This window comes from Flavobacterium sp. N502536 (genome assembly GCF_025947345.1).
Lineage (GTDB): Bacteria > Bacteroidota > Bacteroidia > Flavobacteriales > Flavobacteriaceae > Flavobacterium.
The window spans coordinates 794,557-820,482 of record NZ_CP110011.1; the positions used below are offsets into that span (position 1 = coordinate 794,557).

Genomic DNA, 25,926 nt, shown 5'->3' on the forward strand with positions numbered 1-25,926 from the left:
AATGAAACTGACTAGATTATTTTTATTGGCATTAAGCGTATCGCTTTTTGTTTCTTGTTCTAATGACGACGACTCCGACAATCCTAAAGGAGTTTATGATAATGGAATTTTCATCTTAAATGAAGGAAATTCTACTGATGGTGGTTCTGTTTCTTTCATCTCTGACGATTTAAACACTTTCACTAAAGATGCTTACAAAACGGCAAACACTACTGATTTTGTTGGAAAATATCTTCAAAACATCTTTTTTGACGGAGACAAGGCCTATATCATTGCTGGTGGTTCGAATGTGATTAATGTAGTAGACCGTTATAGCTTTAAACTATTAGCTAAAGTTGAAACTGGTTTAAACGCACCAAGATACGGTGTTGTAAAAGACGGTAAGGCTTATGTAACGAATGCTAATACGTATTGGTCTAAAACAAACCCAGCTGGTAACACTGATGATTTTATCGCTGTAATTAATTTAGCTACCAACAAAGTAGAAACTACAATACCATTAAATACAACAGCAAACCATATCGAGCTTCACAACAACAAGCTTTATGTAACAGAACCTTACAATAGTGACAAATTACTTGTGGTTAACCCGGCTACAAACAAATTGGAAACTTCATTAACTATTGGTTTTGGAGCAGATACTATGGAAGAGAAAGATGGTATTTTATACGCAATCAGAAGTTCTTATGGAGAAAGAAGCGAAATTGTAAAAGTAAAATTATCAGATAACTCTATCACTAAAATCACTTTCCCGGAGTCACTTGACGGAGTTAAAAACTTAGATATTTACAACAACAAAATATACTATACCTTAAATACGGCAGTTTATGCGATAGATTATACAGCAACTACGGCTTCAACTACTCCAATTTTCCAATACACTTCAACTTCTGATTATGGAAAAATGTATGGTTTTGCTGTAAAAGACGATAGAATCTTTATTGCCGACGGAGGTGATTTTAAATCAAACAGTAAAGCTTACATCTACAATTTGAGCGGAACATTACAAAAAGAATTAACAGTTGGTGTTGGACCAAACGGTTTCTACTTCAACGATTAATTTTTAGAATTAGTTTTGGTTTTTGACCAAAAAAAAGAGGCTGTCCGAAAAGTAAGGACAGCCTCTTTTGTTTTTATAAATAATTTTAGATTGAATTATAATCCAAAAGCAGTTTATTGATCGGCAAAAATTATACGTCTTAATTCAACGCTGATTTGACGGATTCGCTATCGCGAAGACGCTGATAAAAACGGATTCTAAAAATTAAAAAAACTTTTAAATGAGGAAAAAAAATCTGTTTTTTATCCGCGTTTTTACGAAGTAAATCTGTTTTATCCGCGTCGAACTAAAGTAGAGACTTAAACCAAATAACATAATGAGAGAAAGTTCATACTTTTCGGACAGCCCTTTTTTTTATTTCAATGCTCGTAAAAGTCCCTCGGGAGCTTTTTCAAGATACATTTGGTTTTTAATTCCGTCCATTGCTTTAGCATCTGTAAAGCCTTTCAAAGCTACCCCACTGTCCTCGCCTGTTTTTTTCGCGCTGACTCCGGTAATTTGAGACACCACCACACTTAACAACGGCTCTGTTGGATCTCCTAAAACTCCTAAATTAGTAATACGCTCCAGTTTTTCATACGTTGGTTTTAAACCGTCTGTGTACTCTCCAAAATCAGCAGCATTCACAATTTTCAACACCAAAGGCTGCATCGCATACTTGTGATTTGGATTTCTGTTTGTTTTTCCAAAAGTTGGAGAATCGTATAATGTTACCGATCCTACGTTTTTCCCAACAGTAGTCTCTCCTACCTGAATTACTGAAATATAAGGCACTAACCCATTGATCACTAATTCACTTGCAGAAGCCGTACCACTTGTTGTGATAATATAAATTTTGGTTAGGTTCAAACTATTAATCGCAGTACCATCAATCTTATCTACAAATTTATTCAGCAATGACTCAGGGTCTTCACTTTCATAGAATTCATTGATTTTTGCATTCCATCTCTCTTTCGAAAAAACCTTATTGGTAAACTGCCCTGTAATCATACTGGCCAAACGAGTTGCCGTTTGTATCGAGCCACCTCCGTTGTATCTTAAATCTAAAACAAAATCGGTAACACCCTGTGCTTTTAGTTCTCCAAAAGCCGCATTAAGCTGCGAATCATAATTGGCATAAAAACCATTATACATCAGGTAACCAATTTTATGACCTCCGGCTGTAATAACCTTATTGATAAAAACCGGATTTTCGTCTAAAGTTGTTTTTACCAACGCAACTGTTTTTCCATTACTTTCAAAACTGGTACCGGTATAGGAAGCCATATTTAAAGTATAAGAGTCAGCTGCCAAAAGTGCCTGATAATTGGAAACCGTCAATGAAGTTCCATTCACTCCGGTAAAAAGGTCGCCTCTTTTAATGTCTTTTTTCGAAGCATCAGAATTAGGAATAATATAACGTACATAACCTACTAAATCAGTCGTACTTCCGGGTTTGTAACTAAGTCTAAAATCTACACCTGCATTTTTTGAAGTTCCCTGAAGTTCCTGCTCTAAAACGGTATAGTCATCTACAATCCAGCTAAAACGATCAATGGCCTGACCTTTTGGAAACTTGCTAATAGGTTTGTTCAATAAATCCTGAAATAAATCCTGTGGTTTAGAATACCCGCTCAAAAAATTATTTAATGCTATCTGATCGCTAAAACGGTCATCGGCTAAATTAGGAACATCAGCCTGCCATAAATAAAACTGATTCAAGCCTTTCCAGATAAAATCGTTTACCTGTAACGACGCCGGAGCCGCTACATCGTCCTGATCTTCGCAGGATTGCAAAGAAAAAGCAAGTAAAAATAATAACAGTACACTCTTTAATATTGTTTTCATATAGGGATCTCTTATGTAGTATTAACGTAAAAATACTATCTTTAGTTTTAACTCTAAGAATTTTATTGCTTTTTTATTGTAAAATTTTTAAACCTCCGTGTAACAAAAATAATAGTGTCTCGTCTTCACTATATAAGCTAACGAATAACCAATAGATTTTATGAATCAGAATGTGTTTATAGAATTAATAAATCCTTTTAAAGACAAAGTTTTTCGTCTGGCAAAAAGATTATTAACCAGTACCGAAGAAGCCGAAGATGCCACTCAGGAGATTATGGTTAAACTATGGAACAAAAAAGATACTCTTGAAACTTACAATAGTGTTGAAGCTGTTGCGATGACAATGACCAAAAATTATTGTCTGGATCAGTTAAAATCAAAAAGAGCCGGAAATCTTAAAATTGTCCATAATAACTATACCGACCGGGAGCCTCAACTGGACAAGAAACTGGAAGATTCGAATAGTTTAGAATGGGTTGAAAAAATTATAAGCCACTTACCCGAACAATTACAGATTTTAATTCAGTTGCGGGATGTAGAACAATATGAATTTGATGAAATTGCAAAAATTGTCAATATGAACGAAACGGCTATCAGAGTAGCACTTTCAAGAGCGAGAAAAAAAATAAGAGAATCAATGGTTAATACACACAGTTATGGAATTCAGTAAAATAGAAATTATATTAGAAAAATACTTTGAGGGAGAAACAACTATTGCCGAAGAAAATCAATTAAAAGAATATTTTTCTTCACCGGATGTTGCGCAGCATTTGGAACAATACAAACCTATGTTTGGTTATTTCTCTCAGGTAAAAGAACAGAAATCGACGCAGACAATACCACTAGAAACTAAAAAACGAAAAGTAGCGTGGTTATCGATTGCAGCTTCAGCTGTTGTTTTACTAGGAGTTGGAACCTATTTTTATGTAAGCGAAAAAAATGTAACTCCGGTTACAGCGCAAACTGAATTAGGAACCTATGATAATCCGGAAGAAGCACTTGCCGCAACGCAAAAAGCTTTGGCTTTATTATCAAACAATGTTAATGTAGGTATCGAAAGTGTACAATACATTAAAGAATACGAACAATCAAAAAACAGAATTTTTAAACAGTAATTAAATCTTAATCCAAATGAAAAATTTTATCATAACACTAGTTTTAGCATTCGTTAGCCATACTTTTTATGCTCAGGGAGCATTTGACAAATTTGATGGTCAGGACGATGTAACCTCAGTAATCGTAAACAAAAAAATGTTCGATTTAATGAGCAAAGTGAAAGTTGACGCTTCTGATAAAGAAACCCAACAATACATTAACTTAATTAAAAAGTTAGACTACCTAAAAGTGTTTACCACTAAAAATCCTAAAGTCGAAGCCGACATGAAAGCTTCAGCCGACAAATACATCAAAACAGCCGGATTAGAAGAACTTATGAAAGTAAACGACAGCGGAAAAAATGTACGCATCATGGTAAGATCAGGTGCAAGCGATACGCAAATTAAAGAATTACTGATGTTTGTTGACGGTGCAAAAAACAACGAAAGCGTATTACTTTCCCTAACAGGTAATTTTGACTTAAACGAAATCTCAGTACTGACAGATAAAATGCAGCTTCCTGGTGGTGCTGACTTAAAAAAAGCTTCTAAAGGCAAAAGATAAGATGAAAGCAAACGTTATTACCTCAGCCCTTTTAGTTTTACTAACTTTAGTAAGTTGTAATTCTACTCCTTCCTTACAGAAGTATTTTGTTGAAAACACAGACAATAAAGATTTTATCGCACTTGATATTTCGTCAACAATCTTAAATGTGGAGAAAGCAAAATTATCTGCGGAACAAAATGAAGCTTTAAAATCATTCGAGAAAATGAATATCCTGGCTTTTAAAGAAACACCTAAAAATCAGGCACAATTTGAAACAGAACGCGGCAAACTAAAAGAGATCCTGAAAAATCCAAAATACCAGGAATTAATGAAGGTTGGCTCAGGTAAAGACGGAGCATCTATAAGCTATGTAGGGCCTGACGACAATATCGAAGAGTTTGTGGTTTTTGCCAACAAAAAAGAAAGCGGTTTTGTAGTGGTGCGTGTACTGGGAAAAAACATGAATCCGAACAACATCATGACCCTGATGTCGGTTTTGAAAGCCTCTAAAATTGATATGGAACAATTAAAGCCTTTACAGCAGTTGATGAAACCATAACTTCTTACTTGTATTAAAACGAAAAAGCTCCATAATTTGGAGCTTTTTTTATTTAACATTTTTAGAAGATTATACTGAATAATACTGCTCGTGTTTGTTTTAATATGAACTGATTTTATCTATATTTGTTCATCAACCAAAAAAAAATTATTACACTAATTATGGTACAAAAAACATCGAATGCCTTTATAGCGGCATCCTGGGTAGCTCTTGGAGCAGGAACAGTTGGATTTATAGTAGGACTTGCCAGAGCCGAAATGTTATTAAATGAAAAAGGATATTATTTCACCGTTTTAATGTTTGGACTGTTTGCCGTAGTTTCATTACAAAAAAGTGTGAGAGACAGATTGGAAAATCTTCCGGTAACCGATATGTATTACGGAATCTGCTGGTTCGGAACTCTTTTATCTATTGTTTTATTAATCGTAGGCCTTTGGAATGCTACGATCTTGCCAAGCGAAAAAGGGTTTTATACTTTTGCTTTTTTACTGGCCCTTTTTGGTGCTATTTCAGTACAAAAAAACACGAGAGACAATATGGCGTACTCTTCAGATCAATAATATTTCGACTGAACTTAATCAAAAACAACTTCCAAATTAAACCACAAAAAAAGCTCCTTAACCGGAGCTTTTTTTTATGATCTTATTTTGTCATCTGTGCGAATATTATTTCCTATTGTGTTATTAAAGCAATCGCAGCAAACCAAATAAATCCATTTTTATAACGGAAACTACATTATTAGCAGCATTTACTACAATTATCGTAGGAATTTTCATTAAAATTTTACTTTTATCAAAATTAACTACTATGAAAAAAATTCTACTCTTAGCCTTATTATCAGCCTTTAGCCTTAGTGCTCAAACCCCTTCTGATTATGTAACAGAACTTCCAGATGCATCCGGGATTGCATTTGATTCAAACGGAAATTTATATATTGCTGATTATAGTACTAAAAAAATTATCAAAGTAACTCCTGGCCTTGTGCAAACTACTTTTGCTTCAGCAGATATTACCCCAAAACAAATCGCTATTGACACTAATGACAATCTTTGGATAACTGAAGCTAATGAAAACAAAGTCACCAAAATAACAGCTGGCGGTGTTGCAACGGGTTACGCTGCTAGCGGGACTCCCTATGGAATTGTAATCGATGCAACCGGAAACGTTTTTTATTCAGAACTAAATTCTGGTTACATTAAAAAAATAAGCACAACAGGTACAGTCAGCACTTTTTTTTACGATCCCACTACTCTTAAATTTCCAACAGGAATAATTTTTGACAAAGCCGGAAATTTAATTGTTGGTGATTACATGGATGAATTCCTAAAAAAAATAAATCCAGCCGGTGTGCTTACAAAAACCACTTATTCCTTAAAAGAAAAAATAACACAAAAATTTTTCGCTTTTGCTTCAAATGGCGATTTATACATTTCTTCGGGTCAAACCATTTCTCGTTTAGCTGCTGCTGATGGCAATCTAACCCTATTTTACGATTTTGGCGCAAATTGCCCTATACAAGGAATCACTATTTACAATGGAAATCTCTACGCAAGCATTTACGATCGAAATGGTGTTAAAAACAAAGAGTGCAAAGTGGTAAAAATACCTGTCCAAACTTTAGGAATTGAGAACAAACCTGCTGCCGAAAGCATTAGAGTTTACCCAAACCCTGCTATCGACTATTTGTATGTTGAAAGCAAAAACGAAGTGGTAAAAACAATTGAGTTATACGACATGACTGGCCGTTTAGTTAAAAGCTACAAACCTCTTGATGTCAAGGGTAATAAAATCGCTTTACCGGGCTTAACTTCCGGAAACTATATTTTAAAAATTAACAACACTTCTAAAAAGATTATAATCAATTAATTCACTACTATTAAACAAAAAAAAGCTCCAATTATGGAGCTTTTTTTATCAGGATTTGAGATTATTTACTCAAATACATTTTTCTTCTTGAATACAATTCGTAGAACTGATCGTCTTTTAAGTCATCAATAAACAGGATGCTTTCTCCAGTCGATTTCATTTCAGGTCCTAATGCTTTGTTTACATTGTGGAACTTACTGAAAGAGAAGACCGGTTGTTTGATCGCATATCCTTTCAACTGTGGGTTAAAGTCAAAATCAGTTACCTTATTGTGTCCTAACATTACTTTTGTAGCATAGTTTACATAAGGCTCTCCGTATGCTTTTGCAATAAACGGCACCGTTCTGGAAGCTCTTGGGTTTGCTTCGATGATGTAAACTGTATCGTCTTTTATCGCAAACTGAATGTTGATCAAACCAACTGTTTTCAACGCTCTTGCTATTTTTTTCGTATGATCTTTGATCTGCTGCATTACGAACTCTCCTAAGTTAAAAGGAGGTAAAGTCGCATTACTGTCTCCAGAGTGAACTCCACAAGGCTCGATATGCTCCATAATTCCGATAATGTATACATTTCCGTCAGCATCACAAATCGCATCCGCTTCCGCTTCGATTGCTCCCGCCAAATAGTGATCTAAAAGCAGTTTGTTTCCTGGAATCGTTTTCAACAAATTGATTACGTGCTCTTCCAGCTCTTTCTTGTTGATTACAATTTTCATTCCCTGACCTCCTAATACATAAGAAGGACGAATTAATAACGGGAAGTCTAAAGTATCTGCAAGTGCAGAAGCTTCGTCAGCTGTTTCTGCAATTCCGAATTCCGGGAAAGGAATGTGTAATTCTCTCAATAGATCAGAGAATCTTCCTCTGTCTTCCGCTAAATCAAGCGCATCAAAACTGGTTCCGATGATTTTTACTCCGTATTTAGATAATTTTTCAGCCAGTTTCAAAGCCGTCTGTCCACCTAACTGTACGATAACACCTTCCGGTTTTTCATGCTGAATGATGTCGTAAATATGCTCCCAGAAAACTGGTTCGAAGTATAATTTGTCAGCCGTATCAAAATCCGTCGAAACTGTTTCAGGATTACAGTTAATCATGATCGTTTCGTATCCGCATTCTTTTGCTGCTAAAACTCCGTGCACACAAGAATAATCAAACTCGATTCCCTGTCCAATTCTGTTTGGTCCGGAACCTAAAACGATGATTTTCTTTTTCTCTGTTACAACACTTTCGTTGTCTACATAACGCTCACCGTTTGCTTTTTCGATTTCTGCCTCAAAAGTCGAGTAGTAATAAGGTGTTTTTGCCTTAAACTCAGCCGCACACGTATCTACTAATTTAAACACACGGTTGATGTTTTTATCCATACGCAAAGTATGTACTTCGCTTTCCAGACAGTTCATCATGTGCGCGATTTGTCTGTCGGCAAAACCTTTTTGTTTGGCTTCCAGTAAAAGTTCTTTCGGAAGATCCGTTATCTTGTAATTTGAAATTTCTTTCTCTAAAGTATAAAGCTCTTCGTATTGTTTCAGGAACCACATATCGATTTTTGTGATTTCATGAATACGACTCAACGGAATTCCCATTGCGATGGCATCATAAATTACGAAAACACGATCCCAACTTGCAAAAGTTAGTTTCTCGATAATTTGCTCGTAGTTTTTATATCCTTTTCCGTCAGCGCCTAAACCGTTTCTTTTAATTTCTAAAGATTGGGTGGCTTTGTGTAAGGCTTCCTGGAACGAACGTCCGATTCCCATTACTTCTCCAACAGATTTCATCTGAAGTCCTAAAGTTCTGTCGGCACCTTCAAATTTATCGAAGTTCCAACGTGGTATTTTTACAATTACATAATCTAAAGTTGGTTCAAAAAGAGCCGAAGTCGATTTTGTAATTTGATTTTGCAATTCGTCCAAGTTGTACCCTAAAGCTAGTTTAGAAGCAATTTTAGCAATTGGATATCCGGTTGCTTTTGATGCTAAAGCTGATGAACGGGACACACGAGGGTTAATCTCGATGGCTACGATATCTTCTTTTTCATCTGGTGAAACTGCAAATTGTACGTTACAGCCTCCTGCAAAATTTCCGATACTACGCATCATCAGGATTGCATAGTCACGTAATTTTTGGAATGTTGTATCTGATAATGTCATTGCCGGTGCTACTGTAATCGAGTCTCCGGTATGAATTCCCATTGGGTCCATATTTTCGATCGAACAGATGATCACAACGTTATCATTTTTATCTCTTAAAAGTTCCAGCTCATATTCTTTCCATCCCATTAAAGCTTTGTCAATCAAAACCTCATGTATTGGAGAAGCTTCAAGCCCTCTTGTTAAAAGCTCATCAAAATCTTCTTTTTTGTAAACCACTGCAGCTCCTGTTCCTCCAAGTGTAAATGAAGGACGAATTACCAATGGGAAACCAAATTCCTGAGCAATTTCTTTTCCTTCCAAATAAGAAGTAGCTGTTTTTGCAGGCGCAGTTGGTACATTTATTCTTTCCAGAAGTTGTTTGAACTGCTCTCTGTCTTCTGTAATATTAATTGCATTGACATCAACCCCAATCAATCTTACTCCGAAATCCTGCCAAATTCCTTTTTCTTCTGCTTCCAAACATAAATTCAGTGCAGTTTGTCCACCCATTGTAGGCAAAACAGCATCGATTTGTGGATGTTCTTTCAGAATTTCAATAATCGATTTTGTCGTTAATGGTTTCAAGTAAATGTGATCGGCCATACTTGGGTCGGTCATAATTGTCGCTGGATTCGAGTTTATCAAGATAACTTCAATCCCCTCTTCACGAATAGAACGTGCAGATTGAGAACCTGCATAATCAAATTCGCAAGCTTGACCAATAACAATAGGTCCTGACCCTATTATTAAAACTGATTTTATTGATGTGTCTTTAGGCATTTTAATTTGTATTGTGTAGTTATATAAAGTACTTTAAAAAACATTCGTAGTCTATTCTAAACTAGAACGTTGCAGATTTTTTACCGACAAGGTATAAAAAAAGGCGATACTAAAAAAGTAACGCCTTATTTATGTTTATAGAAACATTATTTCTTGTGTCTAGGTTCGCTAGAAACAGTTAATTTATGTCTTCCTTTAGCTCTTCTACGCGCCAGAACTTTTCTTCCATTCGCAGAAGCCATTCTGTCCATAAATCCGTGCTTATTTCTTCTTTTTCTTTTCGATGGTTGAAATGTTCTTTTGCTCATTGTTTTGTATCTTTAAAATGGTATCTAATATCTGTTTTTCTGTTTTGAATATCATTATTCCAAAACCGAGTGCAAATATACAAAGACTTTTTTTTCTGGCAAGTAGTTTTATAAAAATATTTTTAATTCCTTTTACTATCTTTGCAATCACAAATTTACAATAATTATGTTTCACAAAAATATTAAACTTATTTTGGCCGGACTTCTTGTAGTCGCAGGCATTTGGCAATTTACAGAGAGTAATATCGGTAATGGAATTTTCCTTATATTATTAACTGCAATTCCAATTTTCCTTTACTTTAAAAACGAATTTATTCTTTTAGCTTTCCTTAAATTAAGAAAACAAGACTTCGAAGGAGCTAAAAAATGGCTGGCATACATCAAAAACCCTGAAGCTGCATTAGTTAGAAAACAACAGGGATACTTTAATTACTTACACGGTATTATGTTATCTCAAACCAATATCAATCAGGCAGAGAAACATTTCAAAAAAGCAATCGAACTTGGATTGTCTATGGACATGGACCTTGCAGTAGCAAAATTAAACCTTGCCGGAGTTGCAATGTCACGCAGAAGAAAACTGGAAGCGACTAATTTATTAAACGAAGCTAAAAAATTAGACAAACAAGGAATGCTGAAAGAGCAAATTTCAATGATGAAAGAACAAATGAAGAAAATCTAAGGTCTTCAAATTCCAATATTGGAAGTTTCAAATTCCAAATCCCAAATTCCAAAAGAGTTTGGGATTTTTTATTTTCTTTCTAATATCAAAGATTAACTTCAAATTTGTCATTTCGACCAAAGGGAGAAATCACACAAGAAACTCCGCAAGCTACTAAAGAGCTATTCTTCATCGATCTATTAGCAAAATGACAATATTGCGCGTAAAAGAAATTCCAATACTATAAATTCCAAATTCCAAAAGATTTACGGAATTGCTGGTGTGACTCCTCGTTCCTCGGAATGACAAGATTGCGCGTAAAGAAAATTCCAAATTCTGAAATTCCAAATTCCAATAAAAAACCGAAGCAGTTTGCTTCGGTTTTCTTTTACCCTCTGTTTGTCATTTCGAGGCACGAGAAATCACATGCGTTAATCAACAAAGATTGGCGACAATCTGTGTGGAGTTTCTGGTGTGATTCCTCGTTCCTCGGAATGACAATATTGCGCGTACAGGAAATTCCAATACTATAAATCCCAAATTCCAAAAGATTTACGGAATTGCTGGTGTGATTCCTCCCTTTGGTCGGAATGACAAGATTGCGCATAAAAACTTGGAATTTGGAATTTAAAAAATTTGGAATTTTAATTTTCCAAGATGATCGAAGGCAGATTCTCGTTCAGCCATTTGTATTTATTAAGAATCATAATATGCGTCCCTCCTTTTACCACAATACAGCTGTTGATGTACTTAATAGGAAAAACATCGTCCTGATCGCCGTGAATATGAACCACATTGGGATCAATTTCGCTTCTGTTCCACAAAATAACCGATTCGACCGCCCATTGTAAATAATTAAGATCGCGCACTGCCAGGAACTTTTCATACAGTTTAATACGCTTGTTTACTTTTTCTCCAAAAGAGTACTTCGCCAGATTTTCGATATTCAAAATTAATTTCATCGGAATGAGCTTGTAGGCTTTTGTTGTTTTTCCGATTTTCATTCTTCTTGGAAATTCGGCATTACTTCTAACACTCGAAATAACAATTACTTTTCGGGTTGGTATATGTTTGGCGATCTCCTGCACTAAAATTCCCCAAAGGAAACCCCGATCAGAACCGGATTTTCGTGTTTAATATTTTTAGAGATTCGCAGCGCATAATCCGACAGTGCTTCTTTGGGCTGCGGAAGTTCCCATTCCAGTAAACACACCTCAAAAACAGACTCGTCTAAATTGATTCGTTCAAAAATAGCAGGACTCGCCGCAAGACCGGGCATAAAATATACAGGAATTTTACTCATTTGACAGAAAGAGAGTTAGGGTTACAGCTTTAATTTCAAGCTAAAATTACTTTTTTTAGTAATATCCACTGCAAATCTTACACCATAATTTATTGCCCGAATCAAATAAAAGCAATAAACACGCGCAATTCAGAGTGAATGCACCGCTTAAAAAAATAATTCCATATTGAAAATCAAATGATTAACTTTGCATTCCTATTAACTGATATCGAAACATTTTTCCACAATGTTCTTTATAAAGTTACTCACGTTCTTTTTATTATTATTTTTTAATCCAATCCCCAAAACATGACTAATATGGAACCTATTGAAACTATGGAAATCAAAGACAACACTTTTGCTAGACAATTTGAAACCATAGTCCCTGAAGGATTACTTTCTGTGGAGTATTCATTTCAGGAAAAGAAAATTTTCTTAACCAAAATCAACACCCCTGAAGGTTTTGACAATCAGGCTACAATTGATGCTTTACTTAAAAACATCATGGAAATTGTTATAGAAAAGAAATTTAGGATTATGCCTATCCATCCAAAAATTGTATTGTTTATTAAAAAAAATCCGGAATACAAAGAATTACTTCCTCCGGGAATCCGAATTTAAAAGTAGCCAATTAATCGGAGCCACAACCCTCCTATTACCATATAAATAAAAAGCATAACCAAACCGGTTATCAGGCCTTTGACCCACCAGCTTTTCAAATCGACATAACCGCTTCCGAAGAAAACTGGTGCCGGTCCGTGTCCGTAGTGCGTTAAAGTTCCGTAAAGAGAACCTACAAACCCCAACATAAAAGCCAACAGCAGGCCGGGAATCCCAAGTGAAATTCCGACACCCAATAATGCCGCATACATTGCCGCTACGTGGGCTGTTGCACTTGCAAAAAGATAATGGCTAAAAAAGTACACCAATACTATAATAGGAAAAGCCATTTGCCAGCTTAAACCGCCAATTTCGGCTTTTACCAAATTACTAAACCAGCCAATAAATCCAAGCTCATTGAGCGAACTTGCCATCATCACCAAAACCGAGAACCACACTATGGTATCCCAGGCTCCTTTTTCGGCTTTTACATCATCCCAGGTTAATACCGAAGTCAGTAGTAAAATTACCAGCCCGATAAAGGCAGTCGTAGTTGCATCAATAGAAAACAGGTCGCCTGTCATCCAAAGAAATAAAAGAATAAAAAAAGTCAACAGCATCATCCATTCGTTGCGGGTAATTGCCCCCATATCTTTTAGTTTCTGAGCTGCAATTTGTGGAGCATCTCCGGTTTTTTTCAATTCAGGAGGATAAATTTTGTACAATACAAACGGAATTACAAAAAAAGCCACCAGACCTGGAACTATCGCTGCCGTTGCCCATGAAATCCAGCTAATTTTAATTCCCAGATTCAGTGCAAATTTCTGGCACATCGGGTTACTTGCGGTTCCCGTTAAGAACATTGACGAAGCAATCAAATTGGCATTGTAACTGCTCAGGGTTAGATAGGATCCTAATTTTCGGTGCGTTTCAGGCTGATCCGGCATTGAACCAAAACTCATTGACATGGATTTCATGATGGGATAAATAATTCCGCCTCCTCTTGCTGTATTACTCGGCACGGCCGGAGCCAGAACCAAATCGGCAAGACCCAGCCCGTAAGCCAGTCCCAGCGAACTTTTTCCGAATATCCTGATGAACAAAAAAGCAATTCTGTTTCCCAAACCTGTTTTTATAAATCCTCTTGCGATAAAAAACGAAATCCCAATAAGCCAAATTACCTTATCACCAAACCCTTTGAGTGCGAGCGTAATCGATTTTCCTGCATCTCCGGGAGCCAGAACTTGTGTAAAAGCGGTTAACGCAATCGCAATCATACACATAGTCCCCATAGGAGCTGCTTTTAAAATGATTCCAAGAATGGTTGCCACAAAAATCGCAAACAAATGCCAGGCTTCATTAACCACACCATCCGGCGCAGGAATAAACCAAATTGCAAGTCCGGCTGCAAGTGTTATCAGGGTTTGAGGTATTTGTACTTCTTTCATAAAAAAGGAATTAAGTTATATTATAAACGGAGTTGTAACTGAATCAGGAATAGATTGTCGTTGTAAAATGAGGTGTCGGGAATGTTTTTATCGAAATGATCTATTTCAAATCCTAATTCTATTCGTCCCGTATATGCTTTCCCGAATTCAAGACTTAACATTGGCGTATAGGTCTGACGAACGTTTGAATTGACTTTGTAATTATTATCAAACGACTCAAAACGGCAGGACAGTTCCAGCGAAGTCAGTTTTTTGTAATCAACCAGGTATCTCAAATTGGGTAAAAAATAAATCCCTCTCATTTGATAATCATCCACATTTGGAGTTCGGGTATCTGCGGGTAATGAAAAATACAAATTGTGATTGGTTCCTTGTTTGTATTCTATTTGCAAATCAAAAGTAAACCGGTCGGTAAGCTTAAAATCACTGGTAACATCAATCCCCAAAGCAAAAACTTTCTGATCTGATCTTTTTCCAATTCCACCATTTAAACCCAAGTTAATTTTATGCTCTTTAGACAAACCGAAAACCCATCTTGTTGCATACAATTTGCCGTTATCATTGTCCTTTTCCTGATTTTTTCCGTTACCATTTAAAACCGATACCGCATAATTTACAGGAATTTTCCCGAGATCAAATGCCCCGCTTGCCGAAGCTCCAATTTGAAAACTCGTCCAGCCATTTTTACCAAACTCATAATACTGATTGGAAAAATCAAATGATTTTATGATATCTACAGGAACCAGCTCTTCTATACCAAATGCCGGACGAAACTGACCTCCTGTTAACGCTAGGTATTTGCTAAATGTATATTTTCCGTAAGCATTTTCAAGAACTTTGGATTTCGGATCTGATTTAAAGTCGGCTAAATTCACCAAAATCACGACCTCTGTGGCTTCGCTCAGTTTGGTATTCAACCCGACACGCATTCTTTTAATATCAAACGAACTTTGTGTTACATCGCCAGTGGAATGATGAACTCCCAAAACATCCACATTTTTACCCGTACTTTCCAAATAGCGCGCTTGAAAAAGTCCTTTGAACTGAAATTGCGGATACTTCACCTCATTTTCAGCGGGAGCAGTTTGCGCCTTCATAAAAAATGGCGCTATACAAAAAAGAACAATTTTTAGGAGTAGCGATTTATTCATAAATACTGTAAATCAAAAATTAATCTAACATTCACCATTTAACCTTGCCTTCTATTAGGACTCGAACCCCGATTTGTAGCCGGTGGTGTGGTATTTCTGGTACCTGCCGGTCGGGACGCAGGACGTGTTGTAGGCTGCGTTGGCCGTGTTACTGGTCGGGTAGTTGGATTTGTTGGCCGATTGGACGGCTGCGCAGGTCTCACCGCTGGGCGCGTTGACGGGTTCGTTGGCGTTACCGGACGTGTTGTTGGCCTTGTAGTTCCGGGTCTGCTTGCTTCCGGTCTTGTTGTACCGGGTCTTGTTGACAGATCAACCGGACGGGTTCCGGGTCTTGTTGTTCCGGGACGGGTTGACGGATTAGTCGGACGCGTTCCCGGGCGCGTTGTAGATGGTCGGGTTGGTCTTGTATTGGTCACCGGAGCCGGTCTCCTGTACTCTCGTCCGTTATAAGTTGCATTGTAGCGGCCACTGGTTCTGTAATTTCGAACTACTGCCGATGTATTTCTTCTGGATGCATACGTATTATAATACCTCTGATTTCTTAATCTCTCCGTTCTACGATAATAAGGTTCTCTGTAATAATGCCCATGATATCCCCAATAATCGTGATAATAAACGGGACGCCACGGACGCCAGTAAGAAGGATAATACCCCCAATACCAAGGAGATCTATACACTACATATACCGGAGAAAACAAATACAGCACTACCGGCCATACACTTACATTTGCAGTTATATAGTTCGGATTAGCAGCTGTTGTATTGTAATTGTTCGTCGTATTATTATTTACGATTACGGTACCACCTCCATTATACCCTGGATTTGGTGTTCCTCCTACTGTATCTGAAGGCTCTATTATATAGTTTTTGCCATACAAATCCTGATCTCCAATAATCTGAACATGTACGTTGTTCTTTTTGTCTTTATCTACTTCGATAACCGCTACATCCTGCTTTTCCTTACTGTTTATAGCAACCTGAAGCACGATCACATGCCTGTTCCCTTTCTTTTGACTTTCGATCTCAATATAATCGATCTCTCCGTCATTGTTTAAATCTAAATTGTTAACCTTACTGTCCTGTTCGTTCAGCACTCTTTCAAATTCCTCTAAAGTTTTGGATTTCTGAAAGACGTCTAAAACAGCATATAAATTAAGATTATCACCTGGCAAACCTAAAGCAACAGGTTCGTTATCAGTTTGAGAAAACAGAGGCAAGCTAAAGAAATGAGCTGCCAAAACTACCAAAAATATAAAACTCTTTTTCATGTTAAAAATAAGTTAATTTGGAAATACATTTACTAAGGTATGAAAAAACAGACAAACTCCAATACAGCGCAATAACTTTCTGTTACACAAGTATAAAATACTAAAAAAAAAATTAAATGCACTTTGCTTTTTAAATACCTCAACAGCACTAATGTAAGACTAATATTCTTAACTTTGTTACAATAGCTCTCTGATTGCCTCCCAATTCTTTGTGTCATCTTACAAAAACTATCGTACGATTTGTCCAATAACTGAAACAAAAATTGCAATGAAAAAACATCTACTTCCTTTTCTTTTTCTTCTTTCCTTCCAATTTGTGCAAAGTCAGATCGCCGTTTCTTCTACTCTGGAAGAAGCCATTCAAAAGGCTATCGAAAAAAGTGCTTCCTTAAAAAACAAAGATTTAGATATTGAAAAATTAAATCTTCAGGAAAAAGGAGTCTGGAACAAGTACATCCCAACAATCGAGGCCAGTGCGCTTTACTCCTATTTTGACAACAAACTTACCGTTGACCTTCCTACGGCTACGATACCTGTTGTAAACTATCCTTTGTTTGATGGAAAAACTGCTTTTAAAAACTACGGCAACATTTTTAACGGGAGTGTAATGGCAAAAACCGTTTTGTTTAGTGGCATGCAAATCCCTAACGGAGCGAAAGCAATTGAAGAAAAAACGAAAGGAACTGTCTTTTTAAAAGAATCTGAAAAAGACGAAATCACAAAGGAGGTTATCAACACTTTTGATCAGCTGGAATTGCTAAAAGCAATAGACCAATTAATCAAAGAAAGCGAGAACCGACTTGATACGGAAACCAAACGGGTTACAAAAGCAATCGAACAGGGACTTGCGATTCCGTATGACCGGGATAAGATAAAATTAGCAGCACTGGAACTGGCTTCCAAAAAGATTGAACTGGATGGCAAACGAAAGCTGATTTACAAAAAAATTCAATACTTAACCGGTTACTCCGTTGCCGATATCGACAATGTTCATTATACCTTAACGCCTTATTTAATTACGGATGAAAAATTAAGCACCCAAAACAAACAGGAAATAAAAGCTTTGGAATCTTTTAAGTCAGCGTATGAATATTTATTAAAGAAGGAAAAAGGAACTTACTTACCTACTCTCGGGGCATTTGGAGGCGTTTCTTACTCGAGTTTATTCAATGCCAACGCCACGACACCCATTGTTACAGGAATAAACCAGGCTTTGTATTTGGGACTGAATGAGCTAACCATAAGTCAGAATTGGGTTGTGGGAGCCGCCATGAAGTGGGAGGTTTTTTCAGGTTTTGAACGAAAACACAAAGTCCACGAGGCTAAAATTAATATTGAACAGGTACAAAACCAAATTGACGATGCCAAAGAAAAGCTTGAATTGCTGCTCGAAAAGAATCTGGTTGATTATACCGTTTTAACCCAAAAAATAGACATTACGCAACAACAGGAAAAAGTAGCCAGCAATAATTTAACGCTTGCCATTAAGCAATACAAAGAAGGTCTTATCAACATATCGGAACGGCTTGAAGCAGAGAACGACTCTTATAAAGCATCTGTAAACAAGACGACTACTTTAATAGAGCAAAGGCTTGCTGCTATTGAAACCATAATTGCAACGGGCGATTTGTCTAAAAAACTATCCAAATAAAAGTTCTGTTTTATGAAAAAAGCAATCATTAGCACCACAATCATTTTCCTTTTTTTAGCCTGTCAGAAAGCAAAAAAAGGAGATTTAATTCAGGGGAAAATAGAAAAAGAGCAAATTGCCGTTGTGAGTAAGATTCCGGGTAAGATTCTGAAAATATTTGTCAAAGAAGGTGATCTGGTTCAGAAAGGAGACACGCTGGCAATACTGGATATTCCTGAAGTAGATGCCAAAAAAAATCAGGCCGAAGGAGCCGTCGTATCTGCGAAAGCCCAATATAAAATGGCCGTAAAGGGTGCTACTGAAAATCAGATAAAACAATTGGAAGCCAAGAAAATGGGATTGAAAGAACAGTACGAGTTTGCTCAGAAATCGATCCGACGACTGACCAATATGCTTAAGGATTCTCTGATCTCGCAACAAACTTACGATGAAACTTTTGCCAAGTACCAGGGCGCACAGGCACAATACAATGCCGTGATTGCCGAACTGGACGATGCTAAAAAAGGAGCGCGAATCGAACAGCAAACGATGGCACTCGGACAACAGGACCGGGCGCTTGGAGCCTTGCAGGAGGTCGAAACCGCCAACAAGGAGCGCTATATCATTGCCCCGCAAAACATGAGCATCGAGACCATTACTTTAAACCTTGGCGAACTGGCCTTGCCTGGCTACACCCTATTTAATGGCTACATCTCCAACAGTACTTATTTTCGTTTTACAATTCCCGAAAAACAATTGGGCGATTTTAAAAAAGGGCAGGAAATCACCGTTCACGTTCCCTATAAAAAAGAAAACATCAAAGGAACTATCTCGACTATAAAACAATTGGGAGCTTATGGCAATATCGCCACGGCCTATCCTGATTATGAAATGCAGGAAAGCTTGTTTGAAATAAAAATAACGCCTTCCAACATTGAGCAAACAAAAGATCTCATTACCAAAACGACCGTCACCTTATCTCTTTAACTATGCAAAATTTCTTTTCATTGCTTAAACGGGAATTTCAGTTATTCTGGAAAAATAATGTCCTGAGAATCCTTTTTATTGGCGCACCTATTCTATATGGCGTTTTACTGGGCTATGTTTACGGAAAAGGCAAGGTTACCGATTTACCTATTATTGTGGTCGATCAGGACCGCTCTGAGTTAAGCTCAAAAGCAATCCAGATGTTTGAGGACAATGAAGTGATTTCGATTTCCTCCCTTTTATACGATCAGAACAACCTTTCTAAGATTGCCATTCAAAAAGAAGCCGCCTGTGTGGTTATTATTCCAAAGGATTTCGAGAAAATGACACTCACCAAAAAGTATCCTGAAATCACCACCATCGTAAACACTTCCAATGTTTTGACCGCTAACTATGCCTCCACAGCAATACAAATTTGTTTGGGGACTTTAAAAGCCGGTGTTCAGATTGAAACTTTACGAAAACAAGGTGTACCCGAAAATTTACTTGCTTCACAATACGAGCCCTTCAAAACTACTTTTATTAAAAAATACAATCGAAGTACGAACTATATGTATTTTCTCTGGCCGGGAGTTTTAGCAACCGTGCTTCAACAGGTTTTACTGTTAGGGCTGGCATTATCATTTGCATCAGAATTTGAAAACGGAACTTTTAAGGACCTGGTCAAAAAATGCCCTTCTGTTTTAAAAATGTTGACTGTAAAAATCATTCCATACCTGATCATGAGCTTTGGAATCTGGATCATCTACTGGCTTTTCACTTTGTGGTTCCGACTGCCATTTTATGAAAATCTGGCCCCGCTGACTTTCATCGCCGGAATATTTGTGCTCTCTGTTTCTTTTATCGGAATTCTAGTGAGCATCGTAGTGCCGAATCAACTGAAAGCAACCGAGATTTTAATGGTCATTGCCACGCCAAGTTTTATCCTGAGTGGTTTCACCTGGCCCTTAACTCAGATGCCTCAGGCGGTACAAGCCATTGCCAATGTTATTCCGCTCACCCACTTTTTGAAAGCGTTCCGAATATTAATTATTGAAGATGGCACGTATTCGCAAACCACAACAGCGGTCTGGAATATGATTATTATTGGGGCTATCTGTTCTGTTCTTGCCTATGTTGCCTTGTACTTTAAAAAGAGGGCCGTTCTTAAAAAAGAAATTTAATTCCTTAACTCACAATCATAAAAAAAGCACAAGAATTGAATTTCTTGTGCTTTTTAAGGTATAATTTATTTTGTTTTCTCTCCGGAGTGCAGCTATTGCTTCTACGAATTACACCCCTTCAACTATTTTACAGAGAATGTCTTATTTTTCTATTTCTCGCATAGAATCCATTTTTTTATGCGCCAGGAAGCCTGCCACATCTTCAAAATGTTCTTTTACACGTTTGTTACCAAATTCGAAAACTTTAGTAGCCAATCCGTCAAGGAAATCACGGTCGTGAGAAACCAGAATTAAAGTTCCGTCGAAATCTCTCAGGGCATCTTTAATAATATCTTTGGTTTTCATGTCCAGGTGATTCGAAGGCTCATCCAGAATCAATAAGTTAACAGGTTCCAACAACAATTTAATCATGGCCAGACGTGTTTTTTCTCCACCAGAAAGTACTTTTACTTTTTTGGTAATATCATCACCCTGGAACATAAAGGCACCCAAAATGTTTTTGATCTGCGTACGAATATCCCCCACAGCAATAGCATCAATCGTTTCGAAAATAGTAGCGTTTTCATCCAACAATGAAGCCTGATTTTGTGCAAAATATCCAATTTGTGCATTATGACCTACTTCAACGCTTCCTGAATCAACACCTATTTCTTTCATGATCGCTTTAATCATGGTCGATTTTCCTTCTCCATTTTTTCCAACAAAAGCAACTTTCTGACCACGTTCGATTACGATATTGGCATCTTTAAAAACAACATAATCCCCGTACGTTTTAGACATTTCTTTTACAATAACAGGATATTGACCTGAACGTGCAGCTGGTGGGAATTTTAAACGTAATGCCGAGGTATCTACTTCATCAACCTGAACAATCTCTAATTTTTCTAACATTTTGACACGAGACTGAACCGCATCCGTTTTCGAAAAAGTTCCTTTAAAACGATCAATGAACGCTCTGTTGTCTGCGATCATTTTTTGCTGCTCATCGTAAGCTTTTTGCTGATGTATACGACGGTCTTTTCTAAGTTCTAAATAATGAGAGTATTTTGCTTTATAGTCATAAATTCTTCCCATAGTCACTTCAATAGTTCTGTTTGTAATGTTATCTACAAACGCTCTATCGTGCGAAATTACCACAACTGCTTTTGCAGAAGTCACTAAAAACTCTTCGAGCCATTGAATACTTTCGATATCCATGTGGTTGGTTGGCTCATCCAGCAAAATCAAATCCGGTTTTTGAAGAAGAATTTTAGCCAATTCGATACGCATTCTCCATCCTCCTGAAAATTCAGAAGTCTGACGTGTAAAATCTTCGCGCTCAAAACCTAAACCTATCAAAATTTTCTCTACTTCAGCTTCGTAGTTTACTTCTTCAATAGCATAATATTTCTCGCTTAAATCTGAAACTCTTTCGATCAGTTTCATATAAGCATCACTTTCATAATCAGTACGAACGGTTAATTGCTCATTGATTTCATCGATTTCAGCTTTCATTCTAAAAATCTCGCCAAAAGCCTTAGAAGCTTCTTCCATTACAGTAGAACCGTCTTTAGTTAGTAAATGCTGCGGCAAATAAGCCACAACAGCATCTTTTGGAGTTGAGATACTTCCGGTAGAAGGTTTACTTTGTCCCGCAATTATTTTTAAAAGTGTCGATTTTCCCGCACCATTTTTACCCATAAGGGCAATTTTATCATTTTCATTGATAGCAAAAGAAACATCGCTAAATAATGTAGTTCCACCAAACTGAACTGAAATATCGTTAACTGTAATCATTATCTTCTGTGAATTTGTTTAATCGGTTAATCGTTTATTTGACCACCCATTTTTTTCGTGGTGCAAAGATAGATTAATTAGATAATTAGGCAATTAGATAATTAGAAAATGTAGCAATGTGGTAATTAGAAAATGAGATAATTAGTCAATTAGATAATTTTTGAAATGCAAATTTTATCATTAGAAAACGAGAGCCGCTATTTGCGTAAGCAAATAACGGCTCTTTAAATTATCTCATTATCTCATTATCTAATTGACTAATTTAGTCTTTTCTCCATTTTTTAGTTTCCTCAAAAATGTGCTCTAAGATTGCAGCTTCTGTTGCATCGAAGTCGATGTTTCGGCGTCCCATTACTAATTTTGCAGTTTCAAAAGCTTTTTTGGTGACATAAGTCGTAAAACCGGCTGCTCCGCCCCATGAAAAACTCGGAACAAAATTGCGCGGAAATCCACTTCCGAAGATATTAGCGCTTACTCCTACTACTGTTCCGGTATTGAACATGGTATTGATTCCGCATTTACTATGATCTCCCATCATTAAACCACAAAACTGAAGTCCTGTTTTGGCAAACCCTTCTGTTTCATAGCTCCATAATTTCACTTCTTCGTAATTGTTTTTCAGGTTCGAATTATTACTGTCTGCTCCAATATTACACCATTCCCCTAAAACAGAATCTCCTAAGAAACCATCATGTCCTTTGTTTGAATTGGCAAAAAGCACCGAGTTCTTAACTTCCCCGCCAATTCTTGACCCCGGTCCTACTGTTGTAGCTCCGTAAACTTTAGCATTTAGTTTTACCTGTGCATTTTCACACAAAGCAAAAGGACCACGAATTACAGTACCCTCCATAATTTCGGCATTCTTACCGATATAGATAGGCCCGTTTGAAGCATTCAGTGTTACAAACTCTAATTTCGCTCCTTCTTCAAGAAATATATTTTCGGGTGCAATCACATTGACGCTTTTCGGAATTGGCTGTGATTTTCGGTCTTCAGTCAAATACTGAAAATCTTCGCGAATTGCAGCATCATTTTTAGAAAAGATATCCCAGGTATGTTCTACGGTCAGACAATCTTCATTGTATTGGATGATTTCATACGAATCGAAATCAACTTCTTCCTGATTTTCATTGGTAAAAAAAGCGATTACATCCTCTCCTTTAAAAATAGCCTGATTTGTAGTCAGATTAGAAACCATTTCAGCAAGCGTATCATTTGGCAAATACGCCGCGTTAATCATTACATTTTCTTCCAATTCTACCATTGGAAATTTTTCTGATAAATAATCTTCAGTAATGGTAGTAATTGTCGAACCCAGACATGCTTCCCATTTCTGGCGAATCGTCATAATTCCAATTAATATATCGGCAACAGGTCTTGTAAAAGTAAAAGGTAATAAAGCATTCCGGACGGGACCGTCAAAAAGAATGTAATTCATAAATAATTAAATTTGATACTTGTTAAAATCTTGATTTGGTTATCAGGTTCAAAGTTACAATTATTTTATTTGTGTCATTTGTACTGTAACAGATATAGCACATTTTTTTTTAACCGCTAAGTGCGCTGAGGTTTTACGCAAAGTTCGCGAAGCTTTGTAAATAGAGCCCTTGATAGCTTTACGTAAAACTTTGTACTTGTTTTTGTTAAATAAAAAAAGCCTCCCGAATGGAAGGCTTTTGTATGATATAGAAACAGCTATTATTTTTTAGCGTGTTTTGCATATTTAGTTTTGAATTTATCAATACGTCCTGCAGTATCGATAAGTTTAGATTTACCAGTATAAAATGGGTGAGATGTTCTAGAAATCTCCATTTTTACAACTGGATACTCAACTCCGTCAACTTCAATTGTTTCTTTTGTATCTGCAGTAGATTTAGTGATAAAAACTTCGTCATTTGACATGTCTTTAAATGCAACTAATCTGTAATTTTCTGGGTGAATTCCTTTTTTCATCTTTTTATTTTATTTATTGTTTAGAGCAATTTTATTTTGAAGCTTTTCCATGGTTAGAAAAAGGTGTAAACAACTCCACTCTTTTTTGTTTAAAACTTTTAATTATTTTTAAGTGTGCAAATTTACAACTTTTTTCGAATTAACAAATCTTTTAATCAATAATTTTAACGGCCTTGTGATTTGTATTAATTTTTTTAATATATATCTAGTGTGTATTGGGAATTACTATATTTGTGGATTAATTTTAAAACATATAAAAATATGATTAATGAAGTTATAAAAAAGAATGGAATTACTTACGGTGTAATGATTGGAATTGCATCTGCATTATTTACTGCTACAATATATGCAATCGATTTAAATCTGTTCACTGCCTGGTGGATGGGCATTATCGGCATCGTAATCAGTCTGACAATCAGTATTATTTTACTTTCTAAAACCAAGAAAGAATTAAAAGGAGTTTTTTCGTTCAAGGAGGCTTTTACAACTTACTTTTTGGCAGCTGTAATTGGCGTTTTAATTTCTACCTTATTTAATATTGTTTTATTTAACGTTATTGATCCGGGTGCAAAAGACACTCTGAATGAAATCATGATCAAATATACGGCAAACATGATGCAGAAATTTGGAGCTCCTGCTTCGTCTATCAATGAAGCCATTAGCAAAATGAAAGAAAGCAGCCCTTACTCGACTTTCGAATTATTAAAAGGATCTGTTTTTGCAATCGTTATCAGTGCCATTTTTGGATTAATTTTCGCAGCATTTTTTAAAAGCAAAACTACACAAGAATAAAAAAATAAATGAATCTATCTATACTTATACCGCTTCTAAATGAGGAGGAATCACTACAAGAACTCTATTCGTGGATTATTAAAGTGATGCAATCTAACAATTACTCTTATGAAATCATTTTTGTAGATGATGGAAGTACAGATGATTCTTGGAATATTATTGAAGGTTTTTCTAACGAAAATCCGAATGTAAAAGGAATTCGTTTCATGAAAAACTTTGGAAAATCGCAGGCTTTACATGCGGGTTTCGCCAAAGCGCAGGGTGATGTTATCATTACCATGGATGCCGACTTACAAGATAGCCCGGACGAAATTCCGGGTTTATATGAAATGATTACAGCGCAGAAATTTGATTTGGTTTCAGGCTGGAAGAAAAAACGTTACGACTCTGTTGTGGCAAAAAACCTTCCTTCGAAATTATTCAACTGGGCCGCCAGAAAAACTTCGGGCGTTGAGCTGAACGATTTCAACTGCGGACTAAAAGCTTACAAAAATGCCGTTGTTAAAAACATTGAAGTTTCGGGCGAAATGCACCGTTACATTCCGGTTTTGGCAAAAAACGCCGGTTTTAATAAAATTGGCGAAAAAGTAGTTATTCACCAGGCCCGTAAATATGGCGAAACTAAATTTGGAATGGAGCGTTTTATAAACGGCTTCCTTGATTTAATCACCATCTGGTTCTTATCCCGATTCGGAAAAAGACCCATGCACTTGTTTGGCGCCATTGGATCTTTGATGTTTATTATTGGATTTTTACTGGCCGGTTATATCGGGATCTCCAAATTATACCATATGTATAACGGAATGAAATACAGTCTGATCACCAGTAACCCGTGGTTTTTTATTGCACTGACTACGATGATCCTGGGAACACAATTGTTTCTGGCCGGTTTTCTGGGCGAAATTATCCTGAGAACCAAAAGCAACGAAGCACGTTATAAAGTAGCCCGAGAGGTTAATTTCTAGCACTAAACTGTTATTAGGAATCTGGTTCTTTTTACGGCTTCCAACCGTAAAAAGAGTAAATTCTGAACACAG

General features: G+C 36.6%; 23 protein-coding genes and 1 pseudogene. 14 read left to right on the forward strand and 10 right to left on the reverse strand.

Annotated elements, in window-relative coordinates; genetic code table 11:
* Nucleotide 1: 1 nt before the first annotated feature.
* A complete protein-coding gene (locus OLM61_RS03585) occupies nt 2–1,060 on the forward strand; it encodes a YncE family protein (RefSeq protein WP_264525134.1) in 1,059 nt (352 codons plus the stop codon).
* 354 nt (nt 1,061–1,414) lie between these two features.
* On the opposite strand, the gene OLM61_RS03590 is transcribed toward OLM61_RS03585, so the two are convergent.
* The gene (locus OLM61_RS03590) at nt 1,415–2,887 is read right to left on the reverse strand and encodes a S41 family peptidase (RefSeq protein ID WP_264525135.1); all 1,473 of its coding nucleotides are present in this window, start codon (nt 2,885–2,887) and stop codon (nt 1,415–1,417) included.
* Between the two features lie 160 nt (nt 2,888–3,047).
* On the opposite strand from OLM61_RS03590, the gene OLM61_RS03595 reads away from it, so the two are divergent.
* From OLM61_RS03595 to OLM61_RS03620, 6 genes are all read left to right on the forward strand, one after another.
* Nucleotides 3,048–3,557, forward strand: a complete 510-nt coding sequence (locus OLM61_RS03595) for an RNA polymerase sigma factor (protein ID WP_264525136.1) — start codon at nt 3,048–3,050, stop codon at nt 3,555–3,557.
* Nucleotides 3,544–4,002, forward strand: a complete 459-nt coding sequence (locus OLM61_RS03600; RefSeq protein WP_264525137.1) for a hypothetical protein — start codon at nt 3,544–3,546, stop codon at nt 4,000–4,002. Before OLM61_RS03595 ends, OLM61_RS03600 begins: the two co-directional genes overlap by 14 nt.
* 16 nt (nt 4,003–4,018) lie before the next feature.
* Nucleotides 4,019–4,546, forward strand: a complete 528-nt coding sequence (locus OLM61_RS03605) for a DUF4252 domain-containing protein (RefSeq protein ID WP_264525138.1) — start codon at nt 4,019–4,021, stop codon at nt 4,544–4,546.
* Nucleotide 4,547: 1 nt separating this feature from the next.
* Entirely contained in the window at nt 4,548–5,087 is a 540-nt protein-coding gene (locus OLM61_RS03610) for a DUF4252 domain-containing protein (RefSeq protein ID WP_264525139.1), read from the forward strand.
* Nucleotides 5,088–5,248: 161 nt separating this feature from the next.
* Nucleotides 5,249–5,647 carry an inner membrane protein YiaA gene (gene yiaA, locus OLM61_RS03615; protein WP_264525140.1) on the forward strand — a complete coding sequence of 133 codons (399 nt, stop codon included), beginning with the start codon at nt 5,249–5,251 and terminating at the stop codon, nt 5,645–5,647.
* 247 nt (nt 5,648–5,894) lie between these two features.
* Nucleotides 5,895–6,953, forward strand: coding sequence for a T9SS type A sorting domain-containing protein (locus OLM61_RS03620; RefSeq protein ID WP_264525141.1), 1,059 nt, complete (start codon nt 5,895–5,897; stop codon nt 6,951–6,953).
* A gap of 61 nt (nt 6,954–7,014) precedes the next feature.
* Here the strand turns inward: OLM61_RS03620 and carB are convergent, their stop codons facing one another.
* Entirely contained in the window at nt 7,015–9,870 is a 2,856-nt protein-coding gene (carB, locus tag OLM61_RS03625; protein ID WP_264525142.1) for a carbamoyl-phosphate synthase large subunit, read from the reverse strand.
* 146 nt (nt 9,871–10,016) lie between these two features.
* Nucleotides 10,017–10,178 (reverse strand): 50S ribosomal protein L34, encoded by a 162-nt coding sequence (gene rpmH, locus OLM61_RS03630; protein ID WP_008464848.1) that lies wholly within the window; start codon nt 10,176–10,178, stop codon nt 10,017–10,019.
* 166 nt (nt 10,179–10,344) lie between these two features.
* Between rpmH and OLM61_RS03635 the strand changes: the two genes are divergently transcribed.
* A complete protein-coding gene (locus tag OLM61_RS03635) occupies nt 10,345–10,860 on the forward strand; it encodes a hypothetical protein (protein WP_068845085.1) in 516 nt (171 codons plus the stop codon).
* Between the two features lie 623 nt (nt 10,861–11,483).
* Here the strand turns inward: OLM61_RS03635 and OLM61_RS03640 are convergent.
* A pseudogene (locus OLM61_RS03640) lies at nt 11,484–12,142 on the reverse strand (alpha/beta hydrolase).
* A 288-nt stretch (nt 12,143–12,430) separates the two neighbouring features.
* On the opposite strand from OLM61_RS03640, the gene OLM61_RS03645 reads away from it, so the two are divergent.
* Nucleotides 12,431–12,742, forward strand: a complete 312-nt coding sequence (locus OLM61_RS03645; RefSeq protein WP_264525143.1) for a GNAT family N-acetyltransferase — start codon at nt 12,431–12,433, stop codon at nt 12,740–12,742.
* Here OLM61_RS03645 and OLM61_RS03650 read toward each other — a convergent pair.
* The 3 genes from OLM61_RS03650 to OLM61_RS03660 all read right to left on the reverse strand — a co-directional run bounded on the left by OLM61_RS03650 (nt 12,739) and on the right by OLM61_RS03660 (nt 16,588).
* A complete protein-coding gene (locus tag OLM61_RS03650; protein WP_264525144.1) occupies nt 12,739–14,169 on the reverse strand; it encodes an anion permease in 1,431 nt (476 codons plus the stop codon). The two genes, OLM61_RS03645 and OLM61_RS03650, sit on opposite strands and share 4 nt — an antisense overlap.
* Nucleotides 14,170–14,189: 20 nt before the next feature.
* Entirely contained in the window at nt 14,190–15,266 is a 1,077-nt protein-coding gene (locus OLM61_RS03655) for an OprO/OprP family phosphate-selective porin (RefSeq protein WP_264525145.1), read from the reverse strand.
* Between the two features lie 92 nt (nt 15,267–15,358).
* The gene (locus tag OLM61_RS03660) at nt 15,359–16,588 is read right to left on the reverse strand and encodes a hypothetical protein (RefSeq protein WP_264525146.1); all 1,230 of its coding nucleotides are present in this window, start codon (nt 16,586–16,588) and stop codon (nt 15,359–15,361) included.
* A gap of 268 nt (nt 16,589–16,856) precedes the next feature.
* On the opposite strand from OLM61_RS03660, the gene OLM61_RS03665 reads away from it, so the two are divergent.
* The 3 genes from OLM61_RS03665 to OLM61_RS03675 are packed head-to-tail and all read left to right on the forward strand — an operon-like array spanning nt 16,857 to nt 20,368.
* Nucleotides 16,857–18,239, forward strand: a complete 1,383-nt coding sequence (locus OLM61_RS03665) for a TolC family protein (protein WP_264525147.1) — start codon at nt 16,857–16,859, stop codon at nt 18,237–18,239.
* A 12-nt stretch (nt 18,240–18,251) separates the two neighbouring features.
* The gene (locus tag OLM61_RS03670) at nt 18,252–19,205 is read left to right on the forward strand and encodes an HlyD family secretion protein (protein ID WP_264525148.1); all 954 of its coding nucleotides are present in this window, start codon (nt 18,252–18,254) and stop codon (nt 19,203–19,205) included.
* 2 nt (nt 19,206–19,207) lie between these two features.
* A complete protein-coding gene (locus OLM61_RS03675) occupies nt 19,208–20,368 on the forward strand; it encodes an ABC transporter permease (protein WP_264525149.1) in 1,161 nt (386 codons plus the stop codon).
* Nucleotides 20,369–20,509: 141 nt separating this feature from the next.
* Here the strand turns inward: OLM61_RS03675 and OLM61_RS03680 are convergent, their stop codons facing one another.
* The 3 genes from OLM61_RS03680 to OLM61_RS03690 all read right to left on the reverse strand — a co-directional run bounded on the left by OLM61_RS03680 (nt 20,510) and on the right by OLM61_RS03690 (nt 24,097).
* On the reverse strand, nt 20,510–22,144 hold the full coding sequence (locus OLM61_RS03680) for an ABC-F family ATP-binding cassette domain-containing protein (protein WP_264525150.1): 1,635 nt from the start codon (nt 22,142–22,144) through the stop codon (nt 20,510–20,512).
* Between the two features lie 262 nt (nt 22,145–22,406).
* On the reverse strand, nt 22,407–23,582 hold the full coding sequence (locus OLM61_RS03685) for a GlmU family protein (RefSeq protein ID WP_264525151.1): 1,176 nt from the start codon (nt 23,580–23,582) through the stop codon (nt 22,407–22,409).
* 260 nt (nt 23,583–23,842) lie between these two features.
* Nucleotides 23,843–24,097 carry a type B 50S ribosomal protein L31 gene (locus OLM61_RS03690; RefSeq protein ID WP_008464817.1) on the reverse strand — a complete coding sequence of 85 codons (255 nt, stop codon included), beginning with the start codon at nt 24,095–24,097 and terminating at the stop codon, nt 23,843–23,845.
* A gap of 261 nt (nt 24,098–24,358) precedes the next feature.
* Between OLM61_RS03690 and OLM61_RS03695 the strand changes: the two genes are divergently transcribed.
* Nucleotides 24,359–24,889 (forward strand): DUF4199 domain-containing protein, encoded by a 531-nt coding sequence (locus tag OLM61_RS03695; RefSeq protein ID WP_173965264.1) that lies wholly within the window; start codon nt 24,359–24,361, stop codon nt 24,887–24,889.
* Between the two features lie 8 nt (nt 24,890–24,897).
* Nucleotides 24,898–25,854, forward strand: coding sequence for a glycosyltransferase family 2 protein (locus OLM61_RS03700; RefSeq protein WP_173965263.1), 957 nt, complete (start codon nt 24,898–24,900; stop codon nt 25,852–25,854).
* Nucleotides 25,855–25,926 lie beyond the last annotated feature (72 nt).

Excerpts from the sequence above, each read along its gene's own strand:
- OLM61_RS03600 (WP_264525137.1), top strand. The coding sequence starts at position 3,544 with ATGGAATTCAGTAAAATAGAAATTATATTAGAAAAATACTTTGAGGGA.
- OLM61_RS03690 (WP_008464817.1), bottom strand. The coding sequence starts at position 24,097 with ATGAAAAAAGGAATTCACCCAGAAAATTACAGATTAGTTGCATTTAAA.
- OLM61_RS03680 (WP_264525150.1), bottom strand. The coding sequence starts at position 22,144 with ATGATTACAGTTAACGATATTTCAGTTCAGTTTGGTGGAACTACATTA.
- OLM61_RS03635 (WP_068845085.1), top strand. The coding sequence starts at position 10,345 with ATGTTTCACAAAAATATTAAACTTATTTTGGCCGGACTTCTTGTAGTC.
- OLM61_RS03610 (WP_264525139.1), top strand. The coding sequence starts at position 4,548 with ATGAAAGCAAACGTTATTACCTCAGCCCTTTTAGTTTTACTAACTTTA.
- OLM61_RS03660 (WP_264525146.1), bottom strand. The coding sequence starts at position 16,588 with ATGAAAAAGAGTTTTATATTTTTGGTAGTTTTGGCAGCTCATTTCTTT.
- OLM61_RS03665 (WP_264525147.1), top strand. The coding sequence starts at position 16,857 with ATGAAAAAACATCTACTTCCTTTTCTTTTTCTTCTTTCCTTCCAATTT.
- yiaA (WP_264525140.1), top strand. The coding sequence starts at position 5,249 with ATGGTACAAAAAACATCGAATGCCTTTATAGCGGCATCCTGGGTAGCT.
- OLM61_RS03650 (WP_264525144.1), bottom strand. The coding sequence starts at position 14,169 with ATGAAAGAAGTACAAATACCTCAAACCCTGATAACACTTGCAGCCGGA.
- OLM61_RS03655 (WP_264525145.1), bottom strand. The coding sequence starts at position 15,266 with ATGAAGGCGCAAACTGCTCCCGCTGAAAATGAGGTGAAGTATCCGCAA.
- carB (WP_264525142.1), bottom strand. The coding sequence starts at position 9,870 with ATGCCTAAAGACACATCAATAAAATCAGTTTTAATAATAGGGTCAGGA.
- OLM61_RS03605 (WP_264525138.1), top strand. The coding sequence starts at position 4,019 with ATGAAAAATTTTATCATAACACTAGTTTTAGCATTCGTTAGCCATACT.
- OLM61_RS03595 (WP_264525136.1), top strand. The coding sequence starts at position 3,048 with ATGAATCAGAATGTGTTTATAGAATTAATAAATCCTTTTAAAGACAAA.
- OLM61_RS03695 (WP_173965264.1), top strand. The coding sequence starts at position 24,359 with ATGATTAATGAAGTTATAAAAAAGAATGGAATTACTTACGGTGTAATG.
- rpmH (WP_008464848.1), bottom strand. The coding sequence starts at position 10,178 with ATGAGCAAAAGAACATTTCAACCATCGAAAAGAAAAAGAAGAAATAAG.
- OLM61_RS03645 (WP_264525143.1), top strand. The coding sequence starts at position 12,431 with ATGACTAATATGGAACCTATTGAAACTATGGAAATCAAAGACAACACT.
- OLM61_RS03685 (WP_264525151.1), bottom strand. The coding sequence starts at position 23,582 with ATGAATTACATTCTTTTTGACGGTCCCGTCCGGAATGCTTTATTACCT.
- OLM61_RS03700 (WP_173965263.1), top strand. The coding sequence starts at position 24,898 with ATGAATCTATCTATACTTATACCGCTTCTAAATGAGGAGGAATCACTA.
- OLM61_RS03670 (WP_264525148.1), top strand. The coding sequence starts at position 18,252 with ATGAAAAAAGCAATCATTAGCACCACAATCATTTTCCTTTTTTTAGCC.
- OLM61_RS03590 (WP_264525135.1), bottom strand. The coding sequence starts at position 2,887 with ATGAAAACAATATTAAAGAGTGTACTGTTATTATTTTTACTTGCTTTT.
- OLM61_RS03675 (WP_264525149.1), top strand. The coding sequence starts at position 19,208 with ATGCAAAATTTCTTTTCATTGCTTAAACGGGAATTTCAGTTATTCTGG.
- OLM61_RS03585 (WP_264525134.1), top strand. The coding sequence starts at position 2 with ATGAAACTGACTAGATTATTTTTATTGGCATTAAGCGTATCGCTTTTT.
- OLM61_RS03620 (WP_264525141.1), top strand. The coding sequence starts at position 5,895 with ATGAAAAAAATTCTACTCTTAGCCTTATTATCAGCCTTTAGCCTTAGT.